The sequence below is a fragment of the Streptomyces sp. NPDC032091 genome (assembly GCF_055580265.1).
On record NZ_JBVILR010000001.1, the window covers coordinates 585,955 to 609,577 of the forward strand.

General features: G+C 71.8%; 24 protein-coding genes. 14 read left to right on the top strand and 10 right to left on the bottom strand.

The genetic code is table 11. The features are described 5' to 3' along the window. Positions 1-47 precede the first annotated feature (47 nt). Both ACZ5NJ_RS02700 and ACZ5NJ_RS02705 read left to right on the top strand, forming a co-directional pair. Entirely contained in the window at positions 48-806 is a 759-nt protein-coding gene (locus tag ACZ5NJ_RS02700; protein ID WP_468761902.1) for a MerR family transcriptional regulator, read from the top strand. 137 nt (positions 807-943) lie between these two features. Next, the gene (locus tag ACZ5NJ_RS02705; protein ID WP_468761905.1) at positions 944-1,657 is read left to right on the top strand and encodes a VTT domain-containing protein; all 714 of its coding nucleotides are present in this window, start codon (positions 944-946) and stop codon (positions 1,655-1,657) included. Between the two features lie 111 nt (positions 1,658-1,768). Here ACZ5NJ_RS02705 and ACZ5NJ_RS02710 read toward each other — a convergent pair whose 3' ends face one another. Together ACZ5NJ_RS02710 and ACZ5NJ_RS02715 are read right to left on the bottom strand one after the other, a co-directional pair. Then, positions 1,769-3,409, bottom strand: a complete 1,641-nt coding sequence (locus tag ACZ5NJ_RS02710) for a threonine/serine exporter family protein (protein ID WP_468761907.1) — start codon at positions 3,407-3,409, stop codon at positions 1,769-1,771. 146 nt (positions 3,410-3,555) lie between these two features. Further along, on the bottom strand, positions 3,556-4,050 hold the full coding sequence (locus tag ACZ5NJ_RS02715) for an inorganic diphosphatase (RefSeq protein ID WP_042818871.1): 495 nt from the start codon (positions 4,048-4,050) through the stop codon (positions 3,556-3,558). 152 nt (positions 4,051-4,202) lie between these two features. On the opposite strand from ACZ5NJ_RS02715, the gene dacB reads away from it, so the two are divergent. From dacB to ACZ5NJ_RS02750, 7 genes are all read left to right on the top strand, one after another. Further along, the gene (dacB, locus tag ACZ5NJ_RS02720) at positions 4,203-5,645 is read left to right on the top strand and encodes a D-alanyl-D-alanine carboxypeptidase/D-alanyl-D-alanine endopeptidase (RefSeq protein ID WP_468761909.1); all 1,443 of its coding nucleotides are present in this window, start codon (positions 4,203-4,205) and stop codon (positions 5,643-5,645) included. Positions 5,646-5,691: 46 nt separating this feature from the next. Further along, positions 5,692-6,837: a zinc-dependent metalloprotease gene (locus tag ACZ5NJ_RS02725; protein WP_468761911.1), complete on the top strand. Its 1,146-nt coding sequence runs from the start codon at positions 5,692-5,694 to the stop codon at positions 6,835-6,837. A 189-nt stretch (positions 6,838-7,026) separates the two neighbouring features. Then, on the top strand, positions 7,027-8,052 hold the full coding sequence (gene tilS, locus ACZ5NJ_RS02730; protein ID WP_468761913.1) for a tRNA lysidine(34) synthetase TilS: 1,026 nt from the start codon (positions 7,027-7,029) through the stop codon (positions 8,050-8,052). A gap of 66 nt (positions 8,053-8,118) precedes the next feature. Then, a complete protein-coding gene (gene hpt, locus ACZ5NJ_RS02735; protein WP_007264874.1) occupies positions 8,119-8,679 on the top strand; it encodes a hypoxanthine phosphoribosyltransferase in 561 nt (186 codons plus the stop codon). A gap of 193 nt (positions 8,680-8,872) precedes the next feature. Then, on the top strand, positions 8,873-10,906 hold the full coding sequence (ftsH, locus tag ACZ5NJ_RS02740; RefSeq protein WP_468761915.1) for an ATP-dependent zinc metalloprotease FtsH: 2,034 nt from the start codon (positions 8,873-8,875) through the stop codon (positions 10,904-10,906). A gap of 93 nt (positions 10,907-10,999) precedes the next feature. After that, positions 11,000-11,608, top strand: a complete 609-nt coding sequence (gene folE, locus ACZ5NJ_RS02745; RefSeq protein ID WP_468761917.1) for a GTP cyclohydrolase I FolE — start codon at positions 11,000-11,002, stop codon at positions 11,606-11,608. A 4-nt stretch (positions 11,609-11,612) separates the two neighbouring features. Further along, positions 11,613-11,999 carry a hypothetical protein gene (locus ACZ5NJ_RS02750; protein ID WP_468761918.1) on the top strand — a complete coding sequence of 129 codons (387 nt, stop codon included), beginning with the start codon at positions 11,613-11,615 and terminating at the stop codon, positions 11,997-11,999. On the opposite strand, the gene ACZ5NJ_RS02755 is transcribed toward ACZ5NJ_RS02750, so the two are convergent. The 6 genes from ACZ5NJ_RS02755 to ACZ5NJ_RS02780 form a co-directional block, all read right to left on the bottom strand. Further along, positions 11,996-12,481, bottom strand: a complete 486-nt coding sequence (locus ACZ5NJ_RS02755; RefSeq protein WP_468761920.1) for a DUF3180 domain-containing protein — start codon at positions 12,479-12,481, stop codon at positions 11,996-11,998. The genes ACZ5NJ_RS02750 and ACZ5NJ_RS02755 overlap by 4 nt on opposite strands. A gap of 55 nt (positions 12,482-12,536) precedes the next feature. Continuing rightward, on the bottom strand, positions 12,537-13,145 hold the full coding sequence (folK, locus tag ACZ5NJ_RS02760) for a 2-amino-4-hydroxy-6-hydroxymethyldihydropteridine diphosphokinase (protein WP_468761922.1): 609 nt from the start codon (positions 13,143-13,145) through the stop codon (positions 12,537-12,539). Next, complete coding sequence (gene folB, locus ACZ5NJ_RS02765) at positions 13,142-13,501, bottom strand: dihydroneopterin aldolase (RefSeq protein WP_042809414.1); 360 nt, start codon at positions 13,499-13,501, stop codon at positions 13,142-13,144. Before folB ends, folK begins: the two co-directional genes overlap by 4 nt. 130 nt (positions 13,502-13,631) lie before the next feature. Next, positions 13,632-14,075, bottom strand: a complete 444-nt coding sequence (locus ACZ5NJ_RS02770; protein ID WP_395509827.1) for a nuclear transport factor 2 family protein — start codon at positions 14,073-14,075, stop codon at positions 13,632-13,634. A gap of 37 nt (positions 14,076-14,112) precedes the next feature. Then, a complete protein-coding gene (folP, locus tag ACZ5NJ_RS02775) occupies positions 14,113-14,985 on the bottom strand; it encodes a dihydropteroate synthase (RefSeq protein ID WP_468761925.1) in 873 nt (290 codons plus the stop codon). 76 nt (positions 14,986-15,061) lie between these two features. Next, positions 15,062-16,909, bottom strand: a complete 1,848-nt coding sequence (locus ACZ5NJ_RS02780; RefSeq protein ID WP_468761927.1) for a phosphatidylglycerol lysyltransferase domain-containing protein — start codon at positions 16,907-16,909, stop codon at positions 15,062-15,064. 152 nt (positions 16,910-17,061) lie between these two features. Between ACZ5NJ_RS02780 and ACZ5NJ_RS02785 the strand changes: the two genes are divergently transcribed. Next, entirely contained in the window at positions 17,062-18,171 is a 1,110-nt protein-coding gene (locus ACZ5NJ_RS02785) for an alpha/beta hydrolase (protein ID WP_468761929.1), read from the top strand. Between the two features lie 82 nt (positions 18,172-18,253). On the opposite strand, the gene ACZ5NJ_RS02790 is transcribed toward ACZ5NJ_RS02785, so the two are convergent. Further along, positions 18,254-19,219, bottom strand: a complete 966-nt coding sequence (locus ACZ5NJ_RS02790) for an ABC transporter ATP-binding protein (protein ID WP_468761931.1) — start codon at positions 19,217-19,219, stop codon at positions 18,254-18,256. Positions 19,220-19,381: 162 nt separating this feature from the next. Here ACZ5NJ_RS02790 and ACZ5NJ_RS02795 point away from each other — a divergent pair, with 162 nt between their 5' ends. The 4 genes from ACZ5NJ_RS02795 (at position 19,382) to ACZ5NJ_RS02810 (ending at position 22,923) form a co-directional block, all read left to right on the top strand. Further along, positions 19,382-20,074: an ABC transporter permease gene (locus ACZ5NJ_RS02795; RefSeq protein WP_468762020.1), complete on the top strand. Its 693-nt coding sequence runs from the start codon at positions 19,382-19,384 to the stop codon at positions 20,072-20,074. A 4-nt stretch (positions 20,075-20,078) separates the two neighbouring features. Beyond that, positions 20,079-20,753: an ABC transporter permease gene (locus ACZ5NJ_RS02800; RefSeq protein ID WP_468761934.1), complete on the top strand. Its 675-nt coding sequence runs from the start codon at positions 20,079-20,081 to the stop codon at positions 20,751-20,753. Positions 20,754-20,797: 44 nt separating this feature from the next. Then, the gene (locus ACZ5NJ_RS02805; protein WP_468761936.1) at positions 20,798-21,790 is read left to right on the top strand and encodes an ABC transporter substrate-binding protein; all 993 of its coding nucleotides are present in this window, start codon (positions 20,798-20,800) and stop codon (positions 21,788-21,790) included. A gap of 98 nt (positions 21,791-21,888) precedes the next feature. Next, positions 21,889-22,923 carry a hypothetical protein gene (locus tag ACZ5NJ_RS02810; RefSeq protein ID WP_468761938.1) on the top strand — a complete coding sequence of 345 codons (1,035 nt, stop codon included), beginning with the start codon at positions 21,889-21,891 and terminating at the stop codon, positions 22,921-22,923. A gap of 30 nt (positions 22,924-22,953) precedes the next feature. On the opposite strand, the gene ACZ5NJ_RS02815 is transcribed toward ACZ5NJ_RS02810, so the two are convergent. Further along, positions 22,954-23,565, bottom strand: a complete 612-nt coding sequence (locus ACZ5NJ_RS02815; protein ID WP_468761940.1) for a TetR/AcrR family transcriptional regulator — start codon at positions 23,563-23,565, stop codon at positions 22,954-22,956. Between the last annotated feature and the right edge of the window lie 58 nt (positions 23,566-23,623).

The window sequence follows — 23,623 nt, forward strand, 5'->3', positions numbered from 1 at the left end:
TGAGGAACCACAGTGGAGGGCGTACCCAACCGAAGGAGCGGAAAGCGATGGGCTACTCCGTGGGCCAGGTCGCCGGTTTCGCCGGAGTGACGGTGCGGACCCTGCACCACTACGACGAGATCGGCCTGCTCTCCCCGAGCGGCCGCAGCGGCGCGGGCCACCGGCGTTACGACGACGCCGACCTGGACCGGCTGCAGCGGATCCTGTTCTACCGGGAGCTCGGCTTCCCGCTCGACGAGGTCGCGGTCCTGCTGGACGACCCGGAATCGGACCCGAGGGAGCACCTGCGCCGGCAGCACGCCCTCCTGACCGACCGGATCGCCCGGCTCCAGCAGATGGCCAAGGCCGTGGAGCACGCCATGGAGGCGAAGAAGATGGGCATCAACCTCACGCCCGAGGAGCGGTTCGAGGTGTTCGGGGACAAGGACCCGGAGCAGTACGCGGAGGAGGCCGAGCGGCGCTGGGGCGGTACCGAGGCGTACGCCGAGTCGCAGCGCCGGGCGGCCTCGTACACCAAGGAGGACTGGCAGCGGATCCAGGACGAGGTCGCCGACTGGGGCGCCCGGTACGCGGCGCTGGTGGCGGCGGGCGAGCCCGCCGACGGCGGGGCGGCCATGGACATGGCCGAGGAGCACCGGCGGCACATCTGCGACCGCTACTACGACTGCGGGTACGAGATGCACGTCTGCCTCGGCGAGATGTACGTCTCCGACGAGCGGTTCAAGGCCTTCTACGACGGTATGGGCGCGGGCGTGGCCGAGCACCTGCGGGACTCGATCACCGCGAACGCCGTGCGCAAGGCGTAGCGGACATCTCACCCCTTACCGCCCCCTCCGGTCCCTGGAACCCGGTGGGGGCGGTGTGCGTTCATAATTGAGACCGCCTGCATCGTCGCGTCCCCCACCGCAGACGTCCCCCTGCTGATCCAGGAGAGCCCGGAAACGTGGAACCCCTCTACACGCTTGCCCTCGCCCCCGCGTGGCTGTCCCCGGACTACCTGATCGGGAAGTTCGGTCTGATCGGCATCCTGGTCATCGTCTTCGCGGAATCGGGTCTGTTCGCGTTCTTGCCCGGGGACTCCCTGCTGTTCACCGCGGGCCTGTTCACGGCCAGCGGCAGCATCAGCCAGCCGCTGTGGCTCGTCTGCACGCTGATCGCGGCGTCCGCGATCCTCGGTGACCAGGTGGGCTACCTGATCGGCAAGTTCTTCGGCCCGAAGCTGTTCAACCGGCCGAACAGCAAGGTCTTCAAGCGGGAGAACCTGGACGCGGCGCACGACTTCATGGAGAAGCACGGCCCCAAGGCCATCGTGCTCGCCCGTTTCGTGCCCATCATCCGCACCTTCGCCCCGATGGTCGCGGGCGCCGGCGCGATGAAGTACCGGGTCTTCCTCACGTACAACGTCATCGGCGGTGTCGCGTGGGGCGCGGGCGTCACCGTCCTCGGCTACCAGCTCGGCCGGTTCGAGTTCATCAAGACCAACATCGAGGCGATCTTCATCGTCATCGTGCTGATCTCCGTGATCCCGGTGATCTTCGAGGTGCTGAAGGCCCGCAAGGCCAAGAAGGCCGCCGCCTCCGCCCCGGCGCAGCCCGGGTACCCGATGGAGGAGCCGCCGCCGGCCCCCGGCCAGCGCGGCCGCCACGCCAAGCGCTGACGTACGGGCGCGCAGGCGCCTCCCACGGGCGCCGCGAGCCCCCGAGTGCCCCGGAGACGGTCCGCCTCCGGGGCACACGCGCGTCCGGGGCCCGCGCGATCCGGCGGGGCCCTAGAAGCCGCGGGTCCGTTTGGCCGCGGCCCGGCGCTTGGCGGCGCTGCGCGCGCCGGGGATCCGCATGAACAGCCGCGAGCTCTCGGAGCCCAGGTTCACCCCGATCGCGATCGCAAGCGCGATGGCGGCGGCGTTGGTGAGCGAGGCGAGCCCCTTGTCGAGCCGGTTCTCGGCGATCGACAGCAGCCCGAAGTACGTCGCCGAGCCCGGCAGCAGCGGGCCGATGGCGGCCGTCACGTACGGCAGCGCCGACGCGAACCGGTACCGGGAGAAGAGCTGCCCGAACAGGCCGACCAGCCCGGCCGCGAGGGCCGTGGACGGGACGGGCGGCAGGCCGGCGGCCCGCAGGGCGCCGAAGGTCACCCAGGCGACCCCGCCGTTGAGGGTCACGATCCACACGGTGGAGCGCTCCTGCTGGAGGAGGATCGCGAAGGTGAACACCAGCACCATCGACGCCAGGGTCTGCAGCAGGGGCCGGTGGGGGATCTGGAGCACCTCGTCGGGGTTGGGCGAGGGGCCGAACTGGAGGCCGACGTAGATCACCGCGAGCACGCCGATGATGATCCCGATGAAGAGGTACATGACCTCCAGCAGGCGGGCGGACGCGGTGATGTAGAAGCCGGTCAGGCCGTCCTGCACGGCCGCGACCAGGGCCCGTCCGGGCAGCAGCGCGAACAGGCCGCCGGTGATCACGGCGGAGGAGCGCACGTCGATCTCGGCGAGCTTCAGGGCCACCCCGATCGCGGCCGGGGGCATCGCCGCGACCACGAACTGGTAGAACTCCGGCAGCCCGCGGTCCGCGAAGTACCAGGCCAGCCGGTCGCCGAGGACGGCTCCGAGGGCGGCGCAGAAGAACACCGTCACCCCGCCGCCGACCAGGATGGAGGCGGCCCCCGCGAGCAGTCCGGCGGCGGCCGTGAGCACCCAGGTGGGGTACGGGTGGCGGTTGCGGCGGATCACGGCCAGGCGGCGGTAGGCCTCCTCCAGGGAGATCGCCACCTCGGGCGAGCTGATGTCGTCCACCAGCCGGAAGACGGCGGCGAGGCGGGTGTAGTCGGTGCCGCGGCGGCGCACGGTGCGGCTCGCGGAGACCGGGTTGCCGACCAGGGAGGGCTGGTGGGTGATCGACAGCATGGTGAACGTGACGGTCGGCTCGGCGCGGTCGAGGCCGTAGGAGCGGGCCACGGCGAACATCGCCGCCTCCACGTCCTCCGCGCCCTCGCCGCCCGCGAGGAGCAGCTCCCCGATGCGCAGGGTGAGGTCCAGGACGCGGCCCACGGCCGGCCCGGACTCGCTCTGCCGCTGCGCCGCCTCGGGCACCGGGCGGACGTCCACGGGCATGCGCAGCATCGTGCGCATGCGGTCCTGCCAGGGGGAGGAGGCGGGGAAGGACGGGGTGGCGGGCGGGGCGTAGGCGGGCGGGGAGTGCTGGGCGCTGTAGGTGGCCGGTGGGGCGAAGCCCGAGCCCTCGGGGCCGGCGGGGGCGGCCGCTAGGCCCTCCGGGAGGGCGAACTCGGAGGTGACCTGGTCCTCGTCCGGGACCTCCGGCTGCATGCCGGGCGGCGGGGTGAAGGCGCTGTGCGCCTCGTCGGACTTCGGCTTCCGGTCCTCGGGACCGGGCCCTTCGGACTCCGCCACGCATCCTCCCACCCTTGATCACCGGCGGTATCAGTATGCGGAACCGTTTCCTCCATGGCGAAAGGAGGTCCGGAGAACGGAGCGGCGGGCGGCGCCCCCCGGTGGGGGACGCCGCCCGCCGTCCTTCAGCGGTTACCGAGCGGAGCTCAGTGGTGGCCGCCCTGGGCCTCCAGGCGCTTGTACGAGGCCTCGATCTCGGCCTCGGCCTCGGCGCGGCCCACCCAGTTGGCGCCCTCGACCGACTTGCCCGGCTCCAGGTCCTTGTAGACCTCGAAGAAGTGCTGGATCTCCAGGCGGTCGAACTCGGAGATGTGGTGGATGTCGCGCAGGTGCTCGACGCGCGGGTCGGAGGCCGGGACGCACAGCAGCTTGGCGTCACCGCCCGCCTCGTCCGTCATGTTGAACATGCCGATCGCGCGGCACTTGATCAGGCAGCCCGGGAAGGTCGGCTCGTCCAGGATGACCAGCGCGTCCAGCGGGTCGCCGTCCTCGCCGAGGGTGTTCTCGACGAAGCCGTAGTCCGTCGGGTAGCTGGTCGAGGTGAAGAGGCGACGGTCCAGACGGATCCGGCCGGTCTCGTGGTCCACCTCGTACTTGTTCCGCGAACCCTTGGGGATCTCGATGGTGACGTCGAACTCCACGTCCTGCTCCTCCATGATCAGCTCCGGCCCGGTGCCGGGGCTTGACTGCTTCGAGACGGCTTTTGATTTCACATGCGTGCGCGTCCGGCCCATCCCTGGGGTGGGGTGCCATGCTCGCGGCAAGACGCAGTGGTTAAGTGTCCCTCACGCATATGTGTGATCGCGAAAGGGGCTGGTCCGAGGTGCCATTGGTCAAGACGTGGCAGCTCATCGCGGGGTCGGCCGTCGCCGGCCTCGCCCTGTCGGCGGCGGCCGTGGCCTCCGCCGGCCCCTGGGACTCCGGCCAGCGTAAGGCCGAGCGGGACCGGGCCGCCTCCTGGAGCCGGACGGGTGGCGCAGATCACGCGGCCGGATCCCTCCCGCAGGCCGCACCGAGCGCGCCCGGGGTGCTCCAGGGCATCGCGCCGCGCTCCGCCGACGCGCCCTCCGCCGCCCTCGCCGGGGTGCTCGGACCGCTGCTCGCCGACTCCGCCCTCGGGACCGTGCGCGGCGCCTGCGTGGTCGACGCCGGCACGGGCCGGGTGCTGTACGAGTCCGGGGCGGCCGACCCCATGACCCCCGCCTCCACCGTCAAGATCGCCACCGCGAGCGCCGCGCTGGCCGCCCTCGGCCCCGAGTACCGCATCCGCACCACCGTGACCCCCGGGGCCGGCCCCGGCCAGATCGTCCTGGTCGGCGGCGGCGACCCCTCCCTCACCGCCAGGAAGAAGAGCCCGGCCGGCTCCGGCGGCAGCCTCGTGGCCCTCGCCGCCGACACCGCCCGGGCCCTCAAGGCGGCCGGCACCGACACCGTCGCCCTCGGCTACGACGACACCCTCTACTCGGGCCCCGTCCGCCACCCCATCGGCCGCAACGACAACCTCGCCCCCGTCACCGCCCTCACCGCCGACGAGGGCCGCCCCGACGACTCCACCGCCGGGCCCGTCGCCCGCACCGAGGACCCCTCCGGGGACACCGCCCGCGCCTTCGCCGGCCTGCTGCGCGACCGGGGCATCAAGGTGACCGGCGACCCGGCCCCCGCCAAGGCCGGCCCCGACGCCCACCCGCTGGCCACCACCCTCTCCACCCCCCTCGCCGGGCTCGTCGAGCGGATGCTCACCAACAGCGACAACGACATCGCCGAGGCCCTCGCCCGCCAGACCGCCCTCGCCACCGGCAAGCCCGCCGGCTTCGAGGGCGCCGAACAGGCCGTCACCCAGCGGCTCGGCTCGCTCGGCGTCGACCTGACCGGCGCCCGCTTCGCCGACGGCAGCGGCCTCAACCGGGCCGACAAGGTCAGCGCCCGCCTCCTGACGGGCCTGCTCGCCAAGGCCGCCGACCCCGCCCACCCGGAGCTGCGGCCGGTCCTCACCGGACTGCCCGTCGCCGGCTTCACGGGCACCCTGCGCACCCGCAACGCCGGCACCTCCCCGGCCGCCGGCCTGCTCCGGGCCAAGACGGGCACCCTGACCGGCGTGAACTCCCTCGCCGGCACCGTCGTCGACCCGTCCGGGCGGCTCCTGGTCTTCGCCTTCCTGACCGCGAACGCCGCCGACGGCTCCGCCGCCGAGAAGGGCCTGGACAAACTGGCGGCCGCCATCGCCTCCACCCCCTGACCCACAGGGGGCTCCGCAGCGGCGCGGGTCCACGTACCGTTGACGCATGACGAGCATCGGTGGTGCGGAGATGGTCGACTGGAACCTCGCGGTGGCGACCGCGACCCGGCTCGTGCGGCCGGGTCCGGAGGTCAGCCGCGACGAGGCCCGGGCCGTGGTGGCGGAGCTCCGCCGGCACGCCAGGACCTCCGAGGAGCACGTGCGCGCGTTCACCGGGATGATGCCCGAGGGGACCACCCTCCCCGACACCCCCGTCCTCGTCGTCGACCGGGCCGGCTGGGTCCGGGCCAACGTCGCCGGCTTCCGCGAGCTGCTCGGCCCGCTGCTGGCCAAGATGCAGGACCGGCGCGGCGGCGCCCCCGCCGGCGCGGTCCTCGGGGCCGTCGGCGGCAAGGTCACCGGCGTCGAGCTGGGAATGCTGCTCAGCTTCCTGGCCTCCCGCGTCCTCGGCCAGTACGAGACCTTCGCGCCCGTCGGCGCCGACCTGCCCGGCAACCCCGCCACCGGCGGCCGGCTGCTGCTCGTCGCGCCCAACATCGTCCACGTGGAGCGCGAGCTGGAGGTCAGCCCGCACGACTTCCGGCTCTGGGTCTGCCTGCACGAGGAGACCCACCGCACCCAGTTCACCGCCGTCCCCTGGCTGCGCGCCCACCTGGAGGGCGAGATCCAGGCCTTCCTCGGCGCCACCGAGATGGAGCCCGGGGCCCTCCTGGAGCGGCTGCGCGAGGCCGTCCAGTCCTTCTCCGGCGCCCGCCCGGACGGCGAGCGCGGCGAGGAGGCCCACTCCTTCGTCGAACTCGTCCAGAGCCCGCTCCAGCGCGAGGTGCTCGGCCGGCTCACCGCCGTCATGTCCCTGCTGGAGGGCCACGCCGACTTCGTGATGGACGGGGTGGGCCCCGAGGTGGTGCCCTCCGTCGCCGAGATCCGCGAGAAGTTCCAGCAGCGCCGGGCCAGCGGCGCCGGCCGCCTGGACGCCGCCCTGCGCAAGCTGCTGGGCCTCGACGCCAAACTGCGCCAGTACCGCGACGGCGAGCGGTTCGTGCGCGCCGTCGTCGGCGAGGTCGGGATGGAGGGCTTCAACCGCGTGTGGACCTCCCCGAACACCCTGCCGACGAAATCGGAGATCGCCAGGCCCGCGGACTGGGTGGCACGCGTGCACCGCAGGGGGAGCGCGGGGCGCGAAGAAGGGTGACTCCGGAGGCGTAAACGTGTCCCACTGGGGGAAGCAGCATCACCCTTCCGAGGGACCGTGGGCCGCTGAAGGGCGTGCGATGCTCGGGGAACGGCTCGCTTCTGTCACCATCGACGCACTCTGAGTGACCACCCTGTGCGCAACACCCCGAAGCCTCCGAGCATCCGAACTCCACGAAGGGCACCGGACATGGGTCCCCATCCTGCGGTCGCGGCGATACGCCTGGCGGTCCGCCGCGTACTCCACGACGTCCTCACCGACCTGACCGATCCCACGGGCCGCGCGGCCGCCACGCCGCCGCTCGTCCTCGTCGCCTGCTCGGGCGGCGCCGACTCCATGGCGCTCGCCTCCGCCCTCGCCTTCGAAGCCCCCAAGCTCGGGATCCGGGCCGGCGGCATCACCATCGACCACGGCCTCCAGGCCGGCTCCGACCTGCGGGCCGCCGAGGTCGTCAGCCGCATGACCGCGCTCCGCCTCGACCCGGTGGAGTCCGTCGCCGTGCGCGTCGGCCGCGACGGCGGACCCGAGGCCGCCGCCCGCGACGCCCGCTACGCCGCCCTCGACGAGGCCGCGGACCGGCTGGGCGCCGCCGCCGTGCTGCTCGGCCACACCCGCGACGACCAGGCGGAAACCGTCCTGCTGGGGCTCGCCCGCGGCTCGGGCATCCGCTCCCTGTCCGGCATGGCCGAGGTCTCCGGCGGCCCCGGCCGCACCAGGCGCTACCGGCGCCCCTTCCTCCACGTCGACCGGCAGACCGCCCGCAAGGCCTGCATGGTCCAGTCCCTCCCCGTCTGGGACGACCCGCACAACATGGACCCCGCCTACACCCGCTCCCGGCTGCGCCACGAGGGACTGCCCGCCCTGGAGAAGGCGCTCGGCAAGGGGGTCGTGGAGGCGCTCGCCCGCACCGCCCAGCTCTCCCGGGACGACGCCGACGCCCTGGACGCCTGGGCCGCCGACGCGGAGGCCGGCGTACGCGACGAGGACGGCCGCCTGGAGTGCGCCAAGCTGTACGCCCTGCCCCCCGCCGTGCGCCGCCGGGTGCTGCGCCGCGCCGTGGTCGCGGCGGGCTCCCCCGCCGGCTCCCTCTTCGCCCGCCACATCGAGGAAGTCGACCGGCTCATCACCGGATGGCGCGGTCAGGGGGCCATCAACCTGCCCGGCCGCGTCGAGGCCCAGCGGCAGGGTGGCAGACTTGTCATCCGGCAGGGCTGATTGGTGCTGAAGCACGGCTGAGTCCTCCGGGGACGCCCTCCGGAGCCCCGGCCGACAACGAAAGTGATGCGGGTGGACGAGAAGGACATGGGCAACGACCTCCAGTCGGTGCTCATCACCAAGGAAGAGATCGACGCGAAGCTGGCCGAGCTGGCCGCGAAGATCGACGCGGAGTACGCGGGCAAGGACCTGCTCATCGTCGGTGTGCTCAAGGGCGCCGTGATGGTGATGGCGGACCTGGCGCGCGCCTTGTCCACCCCGCTCACCATGGACTGGATGGCGGTGTCCTCGTACGGCGCCGGGACCCAGTCCTCGGGCGTGGTGCGGATCCTCAAGGACCTGGACACCGACATCAAGGACAAGCACGTCCTGATCGTCGAGGACATCATCGACTCCGGCCTGACCCTGTCCTGGCTGCTGTCGAACCTCGGCTCCCGCCAGCCGGCCTCCCTCAAGGTCGTCACGCTGCTGCGCAAGCCCGAGGCCGCCAAGGTCGCCATCGACGTCGAGTGGGTCGGTTTCGACATCCCCAACGAGTTCGTCGTCGGCTACGGCCTCGACTACGCGGAGAAGTACCGCAACCTGCCGTTCGTCGGGACGCTCGCCCCGCACGTGTACGGCGGCTGAACCCCCGTCGTCACCGGAAACGCCCCCGGGGGAACCCGGGGGCGATTCCCGCCGTTGGAGGAGAAGGCGGGTCTGTCAGCCGTCCCACGGGGCGGCGGGTGACAATACAGAGGTACATTCCGAAGAACAGTCTTTACTCACAGCAGCATTTACCTACGGGCAGGAGGGACGGGGTGCCCGGCACCCCGTATGGATGGACGTGAAGCGATACTTCCGTGGGCCGGTCATGTGGATCGTGCTGGCCGTCCTCGCCGTGGTCGTGTTGATGAACGTCGTCGGCTCCGGCGGCGGCTACAAGTCGGTGGAGACCAGCGAGGTCATCAAGGCGATCAACAGTGGCCAGGTCGAGAGCGCCAAGCTGACCACCGGCGACAGCCAGATGATCAAGATCGAGCTGAAGAAGGGCCAGAAGCTCGACAACAACAGCGGCACCAAGTTCCAGGCCAACTACATCGGGGACCAGGGCGTCCAGCTCGCCCAGAACCTCCAGACCAAGTTCGAAGCCGGTCAGATCCCGGACGGCTACTCCGTCACGCCGGACAAGACCAGCCCGTTCCTGAGCGTGCTGCTCTCGCTCCTGCCCTTCGTCCTCATCGTCGTCGTCTTCCTGTTCCTGATGAACCAGATGCAGGGCGGCGGCTCCCGGGTCATGAACTTCGGCAAGTCCAAGGCGAAGCTCATCACCAAGGACACCCCGAAGACGACGTTCGCAGACGTCGCGGGCTCGGACGAGGCCGTCGAGGAACTCCACGAGATCAAGGAGTTCCTCCAGGAGCCGGCGAAGTTCCAGGCCGTCGGCGCCAAGATCCCCAAGGGTGTGCTGCTCTACGGCCCGCCCGGCACCGGCAAGACCCTGCTCGCGCGTGCCGTCGCGGGCGAGGCCGGCGTCCCGTTCTACTCGATCTCCGGTTCCGACTTCGTCGAGATGTTCGTCGGCGTCGGCGCCTCGCGCGTCCGTGACCTCTTCGAGCAGGCCAAGGCGAACGCCCCGGCGATCGTCTTCGTCGACGAGATCGACGCCGTCGGCCGGCACCGCGGCGCGGGCCTCGGCGGCGGCCATGACGAGCGCGAGCAGACCCTCAACCAGCTGCTCGTCGAGATGGACGGCTTCGACGTGAAGGGCGGCGTCATCCTGATCGCCGCCACGAACCGGCCCGACATCCTCGACCCGGCGCTGCTGCGCCCGGGCCGCTTCGACCGGCAGATCGCGGTCGACCGCCCGGACATGCAGGGCCGTCTGGAGATCCTCAAGGTCCACCAGAAGGGCAAGCCGGTCGCACCGGACGTCGACCTCTCGGCCGTCGCCCGCCGCACCCCCGGCTTCACGGGTGCCGATCTGTCCAACGTCCTGAACGAGGCCGCGCTCCTCACGGCCCGCTCGGACAAGAAGCTGATCGACAACCACATGCTGGACGAGGCGATCGACCGCGTCGTGGCGGGCCCGCAGAAGCGGACCCGGATCATGTCGGACAAGGAAAAGAAGATCACCGCGTACCACGAGGGCGGACACGCCCTGGTCGCGGCGGCCTCCCCGAACTCCGACCCGGTCCACAAGATCACGATCCTGTCCCGCGGCCGGGCCCTGGGCTACACCATGGTCCTGCCCGACGAGGACAAGTACTCGACCACGCGCAACGAGATGCTCGACCAGCTCGCCTACATGCTGGGCGGGCGCGCGGCGGAGGAACTGGTCTTCCACGACCCGACCACCGGCGCCGCGAACGACATCGAGAAGGCCACGGCGACGGCCCGCGCGATGGTCACCCAGTACGGCATGACCGAGCGCCTCGGCGCGATCAAGTTCGGCGGGGACAACACCGAGCCGTTCCTGGGCCGCGAGATGTCGCACCCGCGGGACTACTCGGAAGAGGTCGCGGCGCTGGTCGACGAAGAGGTCAAGAAGCTCATCGAGACCGCGCACAACGAGGCCTGGGAGATCCTGGTCGAGAACCGGGACGTCCTGGACAACCTCGTCCTCGCGCTCCTGGAGAAGGAGACGCTGGGCAAGGAGGAGATCGCCGAGATCTTCTCCACGATCGTGAAGCGCCCGGCCCGCCCGGCGTGGACCGGCTCGGCCCGCCGTACCCCCTCCACCCGTCCGCCGGTGCTCTCTCCCAAGGAGCTCCAGCTGACGAACGCCGCCAACGGCACCTCGGCCTCGGCCCAGACCGCCGTGTCGGTGGAGAAGTCCCCGGAGTCCTCCTCGGAGGAGCGCCCGGAGGGCTGATCAGGCCCGGAATGGATGCCGCGCCCCCCAGGTTCTAGCCTGGGGGGCGCGGCACATTTGTACGCCGTCCGTGCACACAGGAACGAGGAAGAGATGACCGACCCAGTGACCCTGACCGGTGGCGAGGGCACGATCGGCGCGTTCGACGAGAAGCGCGCCGAGGCGGCCGTCCGCGAGCTCCTGATCGCGGTCGGAGAGGACCCGGACCGCGAGGGCCTCCTGGAGACCCCGGCGCGCGTGGCGCGGGCGTACAAGGAGATATTCGCCGGCCTCTACCAGAAGCCGGAGGAGGTCCTGACGACGACGTTCGACCTCGGCCACGACGAGATGGTCCTGGTGAAGGACATCGAGGTCATGAGCTCCTGTGAACACCACCTGGTGCCGTTCCACGGCGTGGCCCACGTCGGCTACATCCCGTCCACCGACGGCAAGATCACCGGCCTGTCGAAGCTGGCCCGCCTGGTGGACGTCTTCGCCCGCCGTCCCCAGGTCCAGGAGCGGCTGACCACGCAGATCGCCGACTCCCTGATGGAGATCCTGGACCCGCGCGGCTGCATCGTGGTCATCGAGTGCGAGCACATGTGCATGACGATGCGCGGGGTCCGCAAGCCGGGCGCGAAGACCATCACCTCGGCGGTCCGCGGCCAGCTCCGCGACCCCGCGACCCGCAACGAGGCCATGAGCCTGATCATGGCGCGCTGAGCCGGTGACCGGCCCGGCCGGCTGGGAGCCGCTGAGCGAGGACGTCCGGCGGACGCTGGAGTTGCTGCTGGACGGGGACGGCCCGGACCACGCGGTCTACCGGGCCCAGATCCCGTACGCGCAGATGACGGCCGGCTGCACCTGCGGGTGCCCCAGCGTGGACGTGCGGGTGACCCGCCAGGACGTGCCGACGGCGCCCGTGGCGGCAGGTGACAGCCCGGTGGTGGCGAGCCGGGGCATCGCAAGCCCGGAGGGCGCCTACGTCGGCGAGGCGATGCTCTTCGTCTGGGGCGGCCTGATCGCCTCGCTGGAGGTCTGCCACTGGGAGGACCTGGGAGCGCTGGTCCCACCCCTGTGGCGGCGCCTGGGCCCCGCTTGGGAAGGAGCCTAGGCCGCCGCGTGGGCCTTCGCGGGGTCCTCGTCATCCGGGAGTTTCAGGACGTGTTCCAGGAAGAGGGCGGCCGCGACGACCGCGGCGCCCGCCAGGACCGAGCCGCCCGCGTACCAGGTCTGGTCGCGGCGGGCCGGGACGTCCAGGGAGTCCGTCAGGAGGAAGACGCCGACCCCGCCGTACATGCCGGCCACCAGGGCCGCCACCAGGGCGCTGGCCTGCCCGAAGACCACCGCGCGGGCCGCCATCAGCGGCTCCACGCCCTTGGCCCCCGGACGGCGCTCGCGCTGGGCCTTCAGGCGGGCGCGCAGCGACAGGGCCGTGGCGAACAGGACCACGGCGATGACCGCCAGCACGATCGGCGCGGCCAGTGGGACGCCCGGCAGGGTGCCGTAGGCGTTCCACAGGCGGGCGCCGGCCCAGGACAGCACCCCGGCGATCGCGAAGATGCCCGCCAGGACCGCCGGCCTCAGTTGCTTCACGTTGCCCGTCCCCTGTTCCGTGTCGGCTACCCGAGCTACCTGAACACGCTAACGGCTATTCCGGGAGACGGAGTTCCAGGTCGGTGCGCGGCGTGACCCCGCTCATGCCGATCGCGGCCAGCAGGCCGGCGACGGGCCCGCGGCCGGGGAGCTGGGCCTCGGGGTCGATGTCGCTCCAGGGGGCCAGGACGAAGGCCCGCAGGTGCGCCCTCGGGTGCGGGAGGGTCAGGACGGGGTCGTCGGAGAGCACATCGGCGTAGGCGACGATGTCCACGTCGATCGTGCGCGGCCCCCAGCGCTCCTCGCGGACCCGGTCGAAGGCCTCCTCGACGGCGTGCGCCCGCTCCAGGAGCGAGGACGGCGGCAGGGTGGTCTTCAGGGCGATGACCGCGTTCAGGTACGAGGGCTGCGAGCCCGGCTCGACGCCCCACGGCTCGGTCTCGTAGACCGGGGAGACGGCCTTGACCCGCAGGCCGGGGGTGTCGCCGAGGGCGTCGATGGCGCCCTGGAGGGTCTCCAGCCGGTTGCCGAGGTTCGCGCCGAGCGCGATCACGGCCCATTTGGGGTTGGAGAGGGTGACGTCGGCCGCGTCGACCGCCTCGACGACGGACGCGGGGACGGGCTGGACCGTGGGGTCGCTCTGGGCGTTCCGGCCGTGGTTCACACGCGGCTCCGGGTGATCGTGATGGTCACGTCGTCGAAGGGGACGGTGATGGGCGCGTCCGGCTTGTGGACGACGACCTCCACCTGGGCCACGGCCTCGTGCTTGAGGCACTGCTGGGCGATCCGCTCGGCGAGGGTCTCGATCAGGTCCACGGGCTCGCCCTGGACGACGTCGACGACCTCCTCGGCCACGACCCCGTAGTGCACGGTCTTGGCCAGGTCGTCCCCGGCCGCCGCCGGGCGGGTGTCCAGGTGCAGCACGAGGTCCACGATGAAGGTCTGGCCCTCCTCGCGTTCCCGGGGGAAGACGCCGTGGTGCCCGCGAGCCTTGAGGCCGCGCAGCGCGACACGATCCACGCGAATCACTCCTGTTTCGTAGGTGCTTCCGGTCCCGGGACTCCCCGGGCCCTTGGGCCTACGCCGAGTGCGGTCGGCGTCGTCCACCTTCGAATTTACCTGCGATAAACCTTCGCCCCCGCCCTTGGGGTCAGTCGGAGGCCTCTTCTTCCTCGTCATCGGAGTCCGTGAGCACCGGAGAACCGTGGTGGGACCAGAGCCGCCAGCCCTCCGGTGTGCGTCGGAACACATTCGTGGCGACCACCAGCTGGCCGACGAGGGGACCGAGTTCCCCGGCCTCCTCGGCGGGGCCGCCGCTGAGGATGTTCTCGGTGCAGGTGACCAGGGCGGTGTCGCCTATGAGGGCCACCTTGGTGTCGGTGAGGAAGAACTGGATGTACTCGGTGTGGGACATGATCAGCGCGTACGAGCGCAGCACCTCGCCCCGCCCGGAGAGCACCGGCCAGCCGGGGTGGACGCAGGAGATCTCGTCGTCGAGCCAGAGCGCCGACAGTGCGTCGAAGTCCCCCCGCTCCATGGCCTCGTAGAAGGCCGCGTTGACCTCTTCGACGGCTTCGATGTCGGTACGGCTCACCGTTCCCCTTCCCTGTGCGTCCGGTCGGTCCGGCGGGTCACTGAGCCCCTTCCACGGCGCGGGCCACCCGAACCGCGTCGGCGGTCGCCCGTACCTCGTGCACGCGTACGGCCCAGGCGCCCTGGTGGGCGGCGATGGCCGAGACGGCGGCCGTGGCGGCGTCCCGCTCGCGGGCGGGCGGCGGGGTGGCGCCGGACCCGCCGGCCAGGACCCGGCCGAGGAAGCGCTTGCGGGAGGCGGCGACGAGGAGGGGGAAGCCGAGGGCGCGCAGCTCGGGGAGGCGGGCGACGAGGGCGAGGTCGTGCTCGGCGTTCTTGGCGAAGCCGAGGCCGGGGTCGACGACGATCCGCTCGGGGGCGATGCCGCCGGAGACGACGGCGTCGATGCGGGCGCGGAGCTCGGCGGTGACCTCGCCGAGGACGTCGTCGTAGACGGCGAGGCTGTTCATGTCCTCGCTGAACCCGCGCCAGTGCATGACGACGAAGGGGACGTCGGTGGCGGCGACGGCGGAGATCATGCGGGGGTCGGCGAGGCCGCCGCTGACGTCGTTGACGAGGCGGGCGCCGGCGGCGATCGCCTGCTCGGCGACGGTGGCGCGCATGGTGTCGACGGAGACGACGACGCCTTCGGAGGCCAGGCCCCGTACGACGGGGACGACCCGGCGGAGCTCCTCGTCGGCGTCGACGCGGGTGGCGCCGGGCCGGGTGGACTCGCCGCCGACGTCGACGAGGTCGGCGCCCTGGGCGACGAGGTCGAGGCCGCGCTTGACGGCGGCGGTGGTGTCGAACCAGCGGCCGCCGTCGGAGAAGGAGTCGGGGGTGACGTTCACGACGCCCATGACCGCGCAGCGGTCCCAGTCGGGGAGCCCGGCCACGTGGCCCCGGGGGGCGGGGCCGTGGGTGGTGTTCATGGGGTCCAGGGTAGATCCCGCGCGGCACGACGCCCCCGGGCCCTGGTGGGCACGGGGGCGTCGGGGGCCCGGCGGGTTACGCGGCCTGGACCTCGCGGTCCTGCTGGGCCGGGACGGCCGTCTCGTTGTGGGCGCAGGGGCGGTCCTGCTTCGGGCGGCGGCGGCTCTCGAAGAGGCGGGGGAGGGCCAGGGTGACGAAGCCCTCGGCCTGCATCACGGCGAAGCCGATGCGGGGGAGGTCGCGGTGGTGGCGGTAGACCATGAAGCGCGGCTCCCAGCGGGGGCGGAACTTCTCGTTGAACTTGTACAGCGACTCGATCTGGAACCAGCGCGAGAGGAAGACGAGCAGGCTGCGCCAGGCGCGCAGGACCGGGCCGGCGCCGATCTTCTCGCCGCGGGCGAGGGCCGCGCGGAACATCGCGAAGTTCAGCGAGACCTTCTCGATCTTCAGCTCGGGGGCCTGCTGGAGGGCGGCGACGATCAGCAGCTCGTTCATACCGGGGTCGGCGCCCCGGTCGCGGCGCATCATCTCCAGGGACATGCCGTCCTTGCCCCAGGGCACGAAGTGCTGGATGGCCTTGAGGTCGCCGAAGGGGCTGCTGTCGCCCTCCTCCACGCGGTGCGCGGTGGCGATGATGCAGTCGCCGTCGCCCGGGTCGCCGATGCGGCCCAGGGCCATGGAGAAGCCGCGCTCGGTGTCGGTGCCGCGCCAGGCCTCGGCGGCGCCGCGGACCTGGGACAGCTCGAACTCGTTCAGCTCGCTGACCCGGCGGACCTTGGTGGTGTAGCCGTTGCGCTCGATGCGCTTGACCATCTGGCGGACGTTGCGCATGGGGCGGCCGGCGAGGGAGAAGTCTTTGACGTCGACGATGGCCTCGTCGCCGAGCTCCAGGGCGTCCAGGCCCGTCTCGCGGGTCCAGACCTCGCCGCCGGTCTCGCTGCAGCCCACGACGGCCGGGGTCCAGGAGTGGGCCTTGGCCTCCTCCATGAACCGCTCGATGGCGCCGGGCCAGGCCTCGACGTCGCCGACGGGGTCGCCGGAGGCGAGCATGACGCCGGAGACCACGCGGTAGGTGACGGCCGCCTTGCCGCTGGGGGAGAAGACGACGGCCTTGTCGCGACGGAGCGCGAAGTGGCCGAGGGAGTCGCGGCCGCCGTGCCGGGCGAGCAGCTCGCGCAGCTTCTCCTCGTCGGCCGGGGTGAGCCGGGCGGCCGGGTGCTCGGGGCGGAAGGCGAGGTAGATCGTGGTGACGGCGGTCAGCATGCCGAGGGCGCCGAGGGAGTAGCCGACGGTCCAGCTCACCCGTCCGGCGTAGTCGACCGGGCCCTCGAAGCCGAAGAGGCCGTAGACCACGTGGGTGATCTGCTCGTAGAGGCTGGGGTGGCCGACGACCTTGTTCGGGTGGACGTTGACGATGACCAGGCCCAGGCCGATGGAGCCGGCGCTCATCAGGACGAAGTTGGCGAGCGCCTTCCAGCGGCTGCGCGGGTCCGGCAGGGCCTTGAATTCACCCTGGTGGCGTACGAGCAGGGCGAGCAGCACCGCCGAGATGACCACGCTGACGAACGAGTGGCGGTACGCGAACTGGGCGACCGCGCCGGCGGGCAGCAGGATGACCGAGGCCCTCCAGGCGCGCCGCTTGTTGCGCTTGAGTCCGTGCGCGAGCAGCAGGATCAGGACGCCCGCGCTGATGGAGAGGGCCGCGGCGAAGGGGCCCAGGGAACCGGGCAGCACCTCGGTGACCGCGTGGAACCGGCTGTGGCGGAATCGCGGGAAGACGCCCGCCGCGATGTCCAGAAGGCCGACGATCATGACGGCCGTACCTACGAGGCCGGGCACCGACTCCGGCTTGGGTCCGCGGAAGATTCGCCGGACCTTACTCGGAACCTGTCCCGACTTATCGCCATCTATCCTGCTAGACATCGCTTCCCGTTGCTCCGCGAGAGATCATGTGGCCGAAGGCCGCGACAGCCTCCGGGGTGTGGTGCGTCCACTAGGACGACATCGAGGAGGAGCGGGTTCACTCTTCCGTCGGAAAAATCCAGTCCTGCCATCAGAAAGTCGACTGACTGCTCATGGGTCTCACCAGTAATGCCGTTCTGGTCCTGGCCATCATCGCGGGTGTAGCGCTGTTCGCGGTGACGGTCTGGCTCTGGCCGAAGCTCTCGGGCCGCTCCTGGCGGTCGGTCCTCGGCCGGGTCGGCCTCCTGCTCGCGACCCAGCTGGCGCTGTTCTCGGCAGTCGGTCTCGCCGCCAACAAGTCGTTCCTCTTCTACGGTTCCTGGGCCGACCTGTTCGGTCAGCAGACGGCGATCGGCAAGGTCGTCGACCACTCGATGAGCAGCAAGGACATCAAGGTCCTCGACAAGCAGAAGCTGGACGTCCCCGGCGGCGGCCAGCCCCAGGTCGGCGGTCAGATACTGAAGGTGGCCATCACCGGGCAGAAGTCGAAGATAACGAGTCCCGGCTACGTCTGGCTCCCGCCGGAGTACTTCCAGCCGCAGCACAAGGACAAGAACTTTCCGGCCTCCATCGTCCTGACGGGTTACCCGGGTACCGCGGAAAACCTGATCAAAGGGCTGAACTACCCCATGACGGCCTTCAAGCAGGCCAAGCAGGGCAAGATGAAGCCGATGATCCTGGTCATGCTGCGCCCGACGATCGCGCCGCCGCGCGACACCGAGTGCGTGGACATACCGGGCGGCCCGATGACGGAGACCTTCTTCGCGCAGGACCTGCCGCAGGCCATCCAGGGCACCTTCCGGGTCGGCAAGAAGCCGCAGAACATGGGCTTCATCGGCAACTCCACGGGCGGCTACTGCGCCCTGAAGATCGCCGCGCACCACCCGCAGACCTTCGGTGCCGCCGCCGGTCTGTCCGCGTACTACAAGGCCGCGGACGACCCGACGACCGGTGACCTCTTCCACGGCGACGAGAAGCTGAAGAAGGCCTCCGACGTGCTGTGGAGCGTGGAGAACAAGAAGCCGACCGGTACCTCCTTCCTCGTCACCACGAGCGAGAAGGGCGAGGACAACCTCAACGACACCAGGAAGTTCATCAAGCTGGTCAAGGGTCCGGACCGGGTCTCCTCGATCATCCTCGACAGCGGCGGCCACAACTTCAACACCTGGCGCCGCGAGATCCCGCCGATGCTGGTGTGGATGAGCAGCCGGATGCAGGCCTGACGCCGGACGGCGGCAGCAGTGCAGTACCGAGCGGTCCGCCCGCTCGCGCGTGGTCGGGGCCCGACGGGAGTCGGGCCCTTCGTCATGCCGCCGGCGGGTCGGCCCGGCGCAGCGCCCGGTGGACGCCCTCCGGGGTCAGTACGCCGACCAGCGCGCCGGACTCCGGGTCCGTGACCCCGATGCGGCCCGCGTCCTCCTGGAGCAGGGCCGCCAGGGCCTCGCGCAGCGACGCCCCGAGCGCCACCGAGCCGGCCGGCGCCTCGCCCTCCTGGGCCGCCGTCAGGTCGGCCTCCCCGACCGGGGTGACCGCGAGCCGCTTCAGGCCCCGGTCGGCGCCGACGAAGGAGGCCACGTAGTCGGTGGCCGGCGCGCCGAGGACCGCGGCGGGGCGGGCGAACTGCTCGATGGTGCCCTCCCCGTAGACCGCGATGCGGTCGCCGAGCCGGACGGCCTCCTCCAGGTCGTGCGTGACCAGGAGGATCGTCTTGCGGACGGTCTTCTGGAGGGTGAGGAACTCGTTCTGGAGCCGCTCGCGCACCACGGGGTCCACCGCGCCGAACGGCTCGTCCATCAGCAGCACCGGCGGGTCCGCCGCGAGGGCCCGGGCGACGCCGACGCGCTGGCGCTGGCCTCCCGACAGCTGCTCGGGGTAGCGGCCGCCGAACACGGCGGGGTCCAGGCCGACGAGTTCGAGGAGCTCGGCCGCCCGGGCGCGGGCCTTCGCCTTCGGGGTGCCGATCAGCTGCGGCACGGTCGCCGTGTTCTCCAGGACCGTCTTGTGCGGGAACAGCCCGACCTGCTGGATGACGTACCCGATGCGGCGGCGCAGCTCGACCGGATCGGCGGCGGAGACGTCCTCGCCGTCCAGCAGGATCCGGCCCGAGGTGGGCTCGATGAGCCGGTTGACCATCTTCATCGTGGTCGTCTTGCCGCACCCGGACGGGCCCACCAGCGTGACCAGCTCGCCCTCCGCCACCTCGAACGACAGGTCCTCGACCGCCGTCGTCCCGTCGGGGTAGCGCTTGGTCACATGCTCGAATCGGATCACCCCGCCATCCTCCCCCACCGGTGCGCGCGGATGGGCGAAGGCTTTGTGAGGGGAGTGTTGCACGTGTGCGAATGATTCCGGCCAAGGCGGGCAGCGGGGGTTATGGTCGCACTGGCCGGGTCTTCGGGTGCGCGTGTGCGAGGAGAAAAGGGGGTGAGCGGTGTGGCGGTACGGAACTGCCTGGTGGCGAACGACTGGATCTGCTGGGACTACGTCAGCTCCCGCGCCCCGGAACTCGCCGACGCCACCCTCGAACACGTCTGGATCACGGCGGTCTCGGTGCTCATCGGCATCGCCGTCGCCGTCCCGCTCGCCCTGCTGGCCCGCCGCGGCCGCCGCTGGGCCGCTCCCGTGCTGGGCCTGACCACCCTGCTCTACACGGTGCCCTCGCTCGCCATGTTCTCCCTGCTGCTGCCCTTCTTCGGGCTCTCGGCGGCGCTCGTGGTGACCGGCCTGGTGCTGTACTCGCTGACCATCCTGGTCCGCAACGTCCTGGCCGGCCTGGAGGCCGTCCCCGAGGAGGTGCGGGAGGCCGCGCGCGGCATGGGCTACGGCCCGTCCCGGCTGCTGTGGCAGGTCGAACTGCCGCTGGCGCTGCCCGCGCTGCTCGCCGGGGTGCGGATCGCGACCGTCTCCACCGTGGCGCTGACCACCGTCGGCTCCATCGTCGGCAAGGGCGGGCTGGGCAACCTGATCGCCCCCGCCGTGAACAGCTCCTTCAAGGCGCAGGTGCTCACCGCCTCCGTGCTGTGCGTGCTGCTCGCCCTGGTCGCGGACCTGCTGCTGCTGGGCCTCCAGCGGCTGCTCACCCCCTGGACCCGGGCCGGCCGTCCGGCGCGCACGAAGGGGGCCTGAGGCCGTGGGAGTGCTGGGGAAGGCCTGCGACTGGCTCGCGGACGGCGCCAACTGGTCCGGGGAGAACGGCGTCTGGCACCGGCTCGCCGAGCACCTGCTGGTCAGCGGGATCGCCCTGGGCGTCGCCTGCGCGGTGGCCCTGCCGGTGGGGCTGTGGCTCGGCCACGTCGGCCGGGGCGGGGCGCTCGCCGTGAACGTCTCCAACGCGGGGCGGGCCGTCCCGGTGTTCGCGGTGCTGGCCCTGTTCATGGTCTCGCCACTGCGCAGCGCCGGCTACCTGCCGACCGTGGTCGCGCTGGTGCTGTTCGCGGTGCCGCCGCTGCTGACCAACGCGTACGTCGGCATGCGCGAGGTGGACCGCTCGGTGGTCGAGGCGGCCCGGGGCATGGGCATGTCCGGCCGGCAGCTGTTCTGGCGGGTGGAACTGCCACTCGCCCGGGGGCTGGTGATGACCGGGCTGCGCTCGGGCGCCGTGCAGGTCATCGCCACCGCCACGATCGCCGCGATGGTCGGCCAGGGCGGCCTGGGCCGGATCATCACCGCCGGCTTCAACACGTACAACACCCCGCAGGTGGTGGCGGGCGCCCTGCTGGTCGCGCTGCTGGCCCTGCTGGTGGAGGGCCTGCTGGTGGCGGCGGACCGGCTGCTGCCGCGCCGCGGCCGCCCGGCGCCGCGCTGAGGCCGTCCCTTCCGTCGCTTTTCCCCTGAATTCCAAGGAGCATGATGAGCAAGTCCACGCGCATCCTCGGCGCGACCCTGGGCGCGGTGGCCCTGACCGTTTCGCTCAGCGCGTGCGGGGGCGACAGCCTGGAGAAGAGCAAGGACGGCGGTTCGTCGTCCTCGTCCTCCTCCTCGTCCGGCGGCGGGGCCAAGGGCAAGCTGGTGGTCGGCGCGGCCGGGTTCACCGAGTCCAACGTGCTGGCCGAGCTGTACGCGCGGGTCCTCGCGGACGCGGGCTACGACACCTCCATCACCACGGTCAACAACCGCGAGCTGTACGAGCCCTCGCTGGAGAAGGGCGAGATCGACGTCGTCCCCGAGTACGCGGCCACCCTCGCGGAGTTCCTGAACGCCAAGGTGAACGGCCCGAACGCGCCGAAGGAGAAGCCGGTCGCGTCCAGCGACCCGGCGGCGACCGTCGCGGCGCTGGAGAAGCTCGCGGCGCCGCTGGGGCTCAAGGCGCTCCCGGCGGGCGCGGCCGTCGACCAGAACGCCTTCGCCGTGACCAGGGAATTCGCGCAGAAGAACAATCTCAGGACGCTTTCCGATCTTGGAAAGTCGGGCCAGAAGGTGAAGATCGCCGCGGGTGACGAATGCGCCGTCCGCCCCTTCTGCGCCCCGGGGTTGGAGAAGACGTACGGAATCCAGGTCTCCGGTATCGACCCCAAGGGCGTGGGCACCCCGCAGGCCAAGCAGGCCGTCAAGGACGGGGTGGACCAGCTCGTGCTGACCACCACCACCGACGCCACCCTGGACGGCTTCGGTCTGGTGCTGCTGGAGGACGACAAGAAGCTCCAGAACGCCGACAACGTGCTGCCGGTGGTCAACGCCAAGGACGCCGGAGCCCCGGAGGTCGCGGCCGCGCTGGAGCGGCTGACGAAGGCGCTCACCACCGCCGACCTCGTCGAACTCAACCGCAAGGTGGACGCGGAGCGGGCGAAGCCGGCCGATGTCGCGAAGGCCTACCTGGAGTCCAAGGGTCTTCTGAAGAAGTAGCGGTTACACGGTCGATGGCCGAACGTGGGGAAACCGCGCGGGAAGAGATTGCCGGGCGGGTACCCCACAGGAGGTCCACGCCCTGTAAATTTCAGGCCATGCCCCGTGGACGTCACCGCAATCCCGAGCCCCTGCACCGACTTCTCACGCCGACGGCCGTCGGCGGGGTTTCCGTCGCCAGCGCCGGCGCGGCCTGGCTTCTCGCGGAACCCCTCGCGCTGCGCCTGCTCGTGGCCCTCACGGCGGCTGCGGGCGTCGGCGGCGCCGTCCTGATGCGCTCCTGGGACCGGGCGGCCGGCCGCCGGGTGGCGGAGCTGGCCCGCGAGCGGGTCAAGGACGAGTGGAAGACGGACGAGCGGATAGCCGAGCTCGAATCCGACCTCGAAGAGGCCCGGGTCCTGCGCGCCAGGCTGGACGCCAAGCTGCGCGCCAAGCGGGTCGAACTCGCGGGCCTGCGCGGCGAACACGCGGCGCTGCTGCGCCGGTACGCCACCGCCGAGACCGAGCGGGCCAGCGCGCTGGAGAAGCGGCGGCTGCTGGCGCTGGAGAACGCGGGCCCGCCCAAGGAGCTGCCGGCGGTCTCGGAGGAGCGCACCGGCAGTGGGGCGCCGACCGCGGTGGGGTACGCGCGGGCCAACGCGGCGATGGCCGCGCTGCTGAAGAAGTCCGAGGCGCGGGCGGCCGCGGCCGCGGCCGGGCCGAAGGCGCTGGCCCCGGCGCCGGAGGCCCACACCCGTACGGCGACCCCCGCGACCGCTCCCGTCCCCGTGACCCCGACCGCGAGCGCCCCGGCCGCCCCGGCCGTGCCGGCGCGGCGGCAGGCGGCGGTGGCCCCGTACGCGGCCCAGCGGCGTTCCACCTCGCGCGTCGAGGGGGGCTTCGACTTCTTCGGCACCAAGAACGCCGCGCAGGCGCGTGCCGTGATCGAGTCCGTGCAGAACGAGGACCTGGCGGACGTGGTCGGCGCGGAGGCGCTGGCCGCGCACAAGGCGGAGTCCGCGGACGGCGAGGCCGAACCGGAGTTCAAGCCGGCGACGGACGAGCAGCGTGCGGTGGGCCAGGTCATCGACCTGACGGCCCACGACGAGACCGAGCCGATCGACGTGGTCCGCCTCCGCACGGCCATCTCGTAGCACCGCCGCCCCGGCCCGGGCGGGCCCCCGTCAGGGGGCGTACGAGGCCACCAGGCGGGCGAGGTGACGGCCCGCCAGCAGCAGCGGGGTGCGCGACCGGGTGACCTGGGAGGTCATCTCGGCGCCCTCCAGCGTGGCAATGACGGTGACCGCCAGGTCGCGGGCGTCCTCCTCGCCGATGCCGGAGGAGCGCAGCTTCGCCGCCACCAGCTCCTGCCAGTTCCCGAAGGACCGCGCGCACGCCTCCTGGAGCTCGGGCAGCCGCCCGACCGACTCCAGGGCCGTGGCCGTGACCGGGCAGCCGTCGCGCCAGTCCGAGGCCGCGAGGGCGTCGGCCAGCACCCCGGCCGCCGCCTCGATCGCCCGGGCCGCGTCCGGGTCGGAGTCCAGCGCGGCGCCCAGCATCCCGGCGAACTCCCCGTCGCCGTAGCCGATCGCGGCCACCGCGAGCTCCTGCTTGCCGCCCGGGAAGAAGTGGTAGAGCGAGCCCAGCGTGGCCTGCGCCTCGCGGACGAGCTGTTTGACCGGGGTGCTCTCGTAGCCGCCGTGCTGCATCAGGCGGGAGGCCGTGCGGACCAGCCGCTCGCGCGTCCCCGTCCCGGTCCCCGTCCCCGCCCCTGTTCCTGCTGCTGTCGCCGCCATGCGGAGGATCCTACCCTCGGAATTGGATAGAGCGCTCGTTCTAGTGCCGTGCTACGGT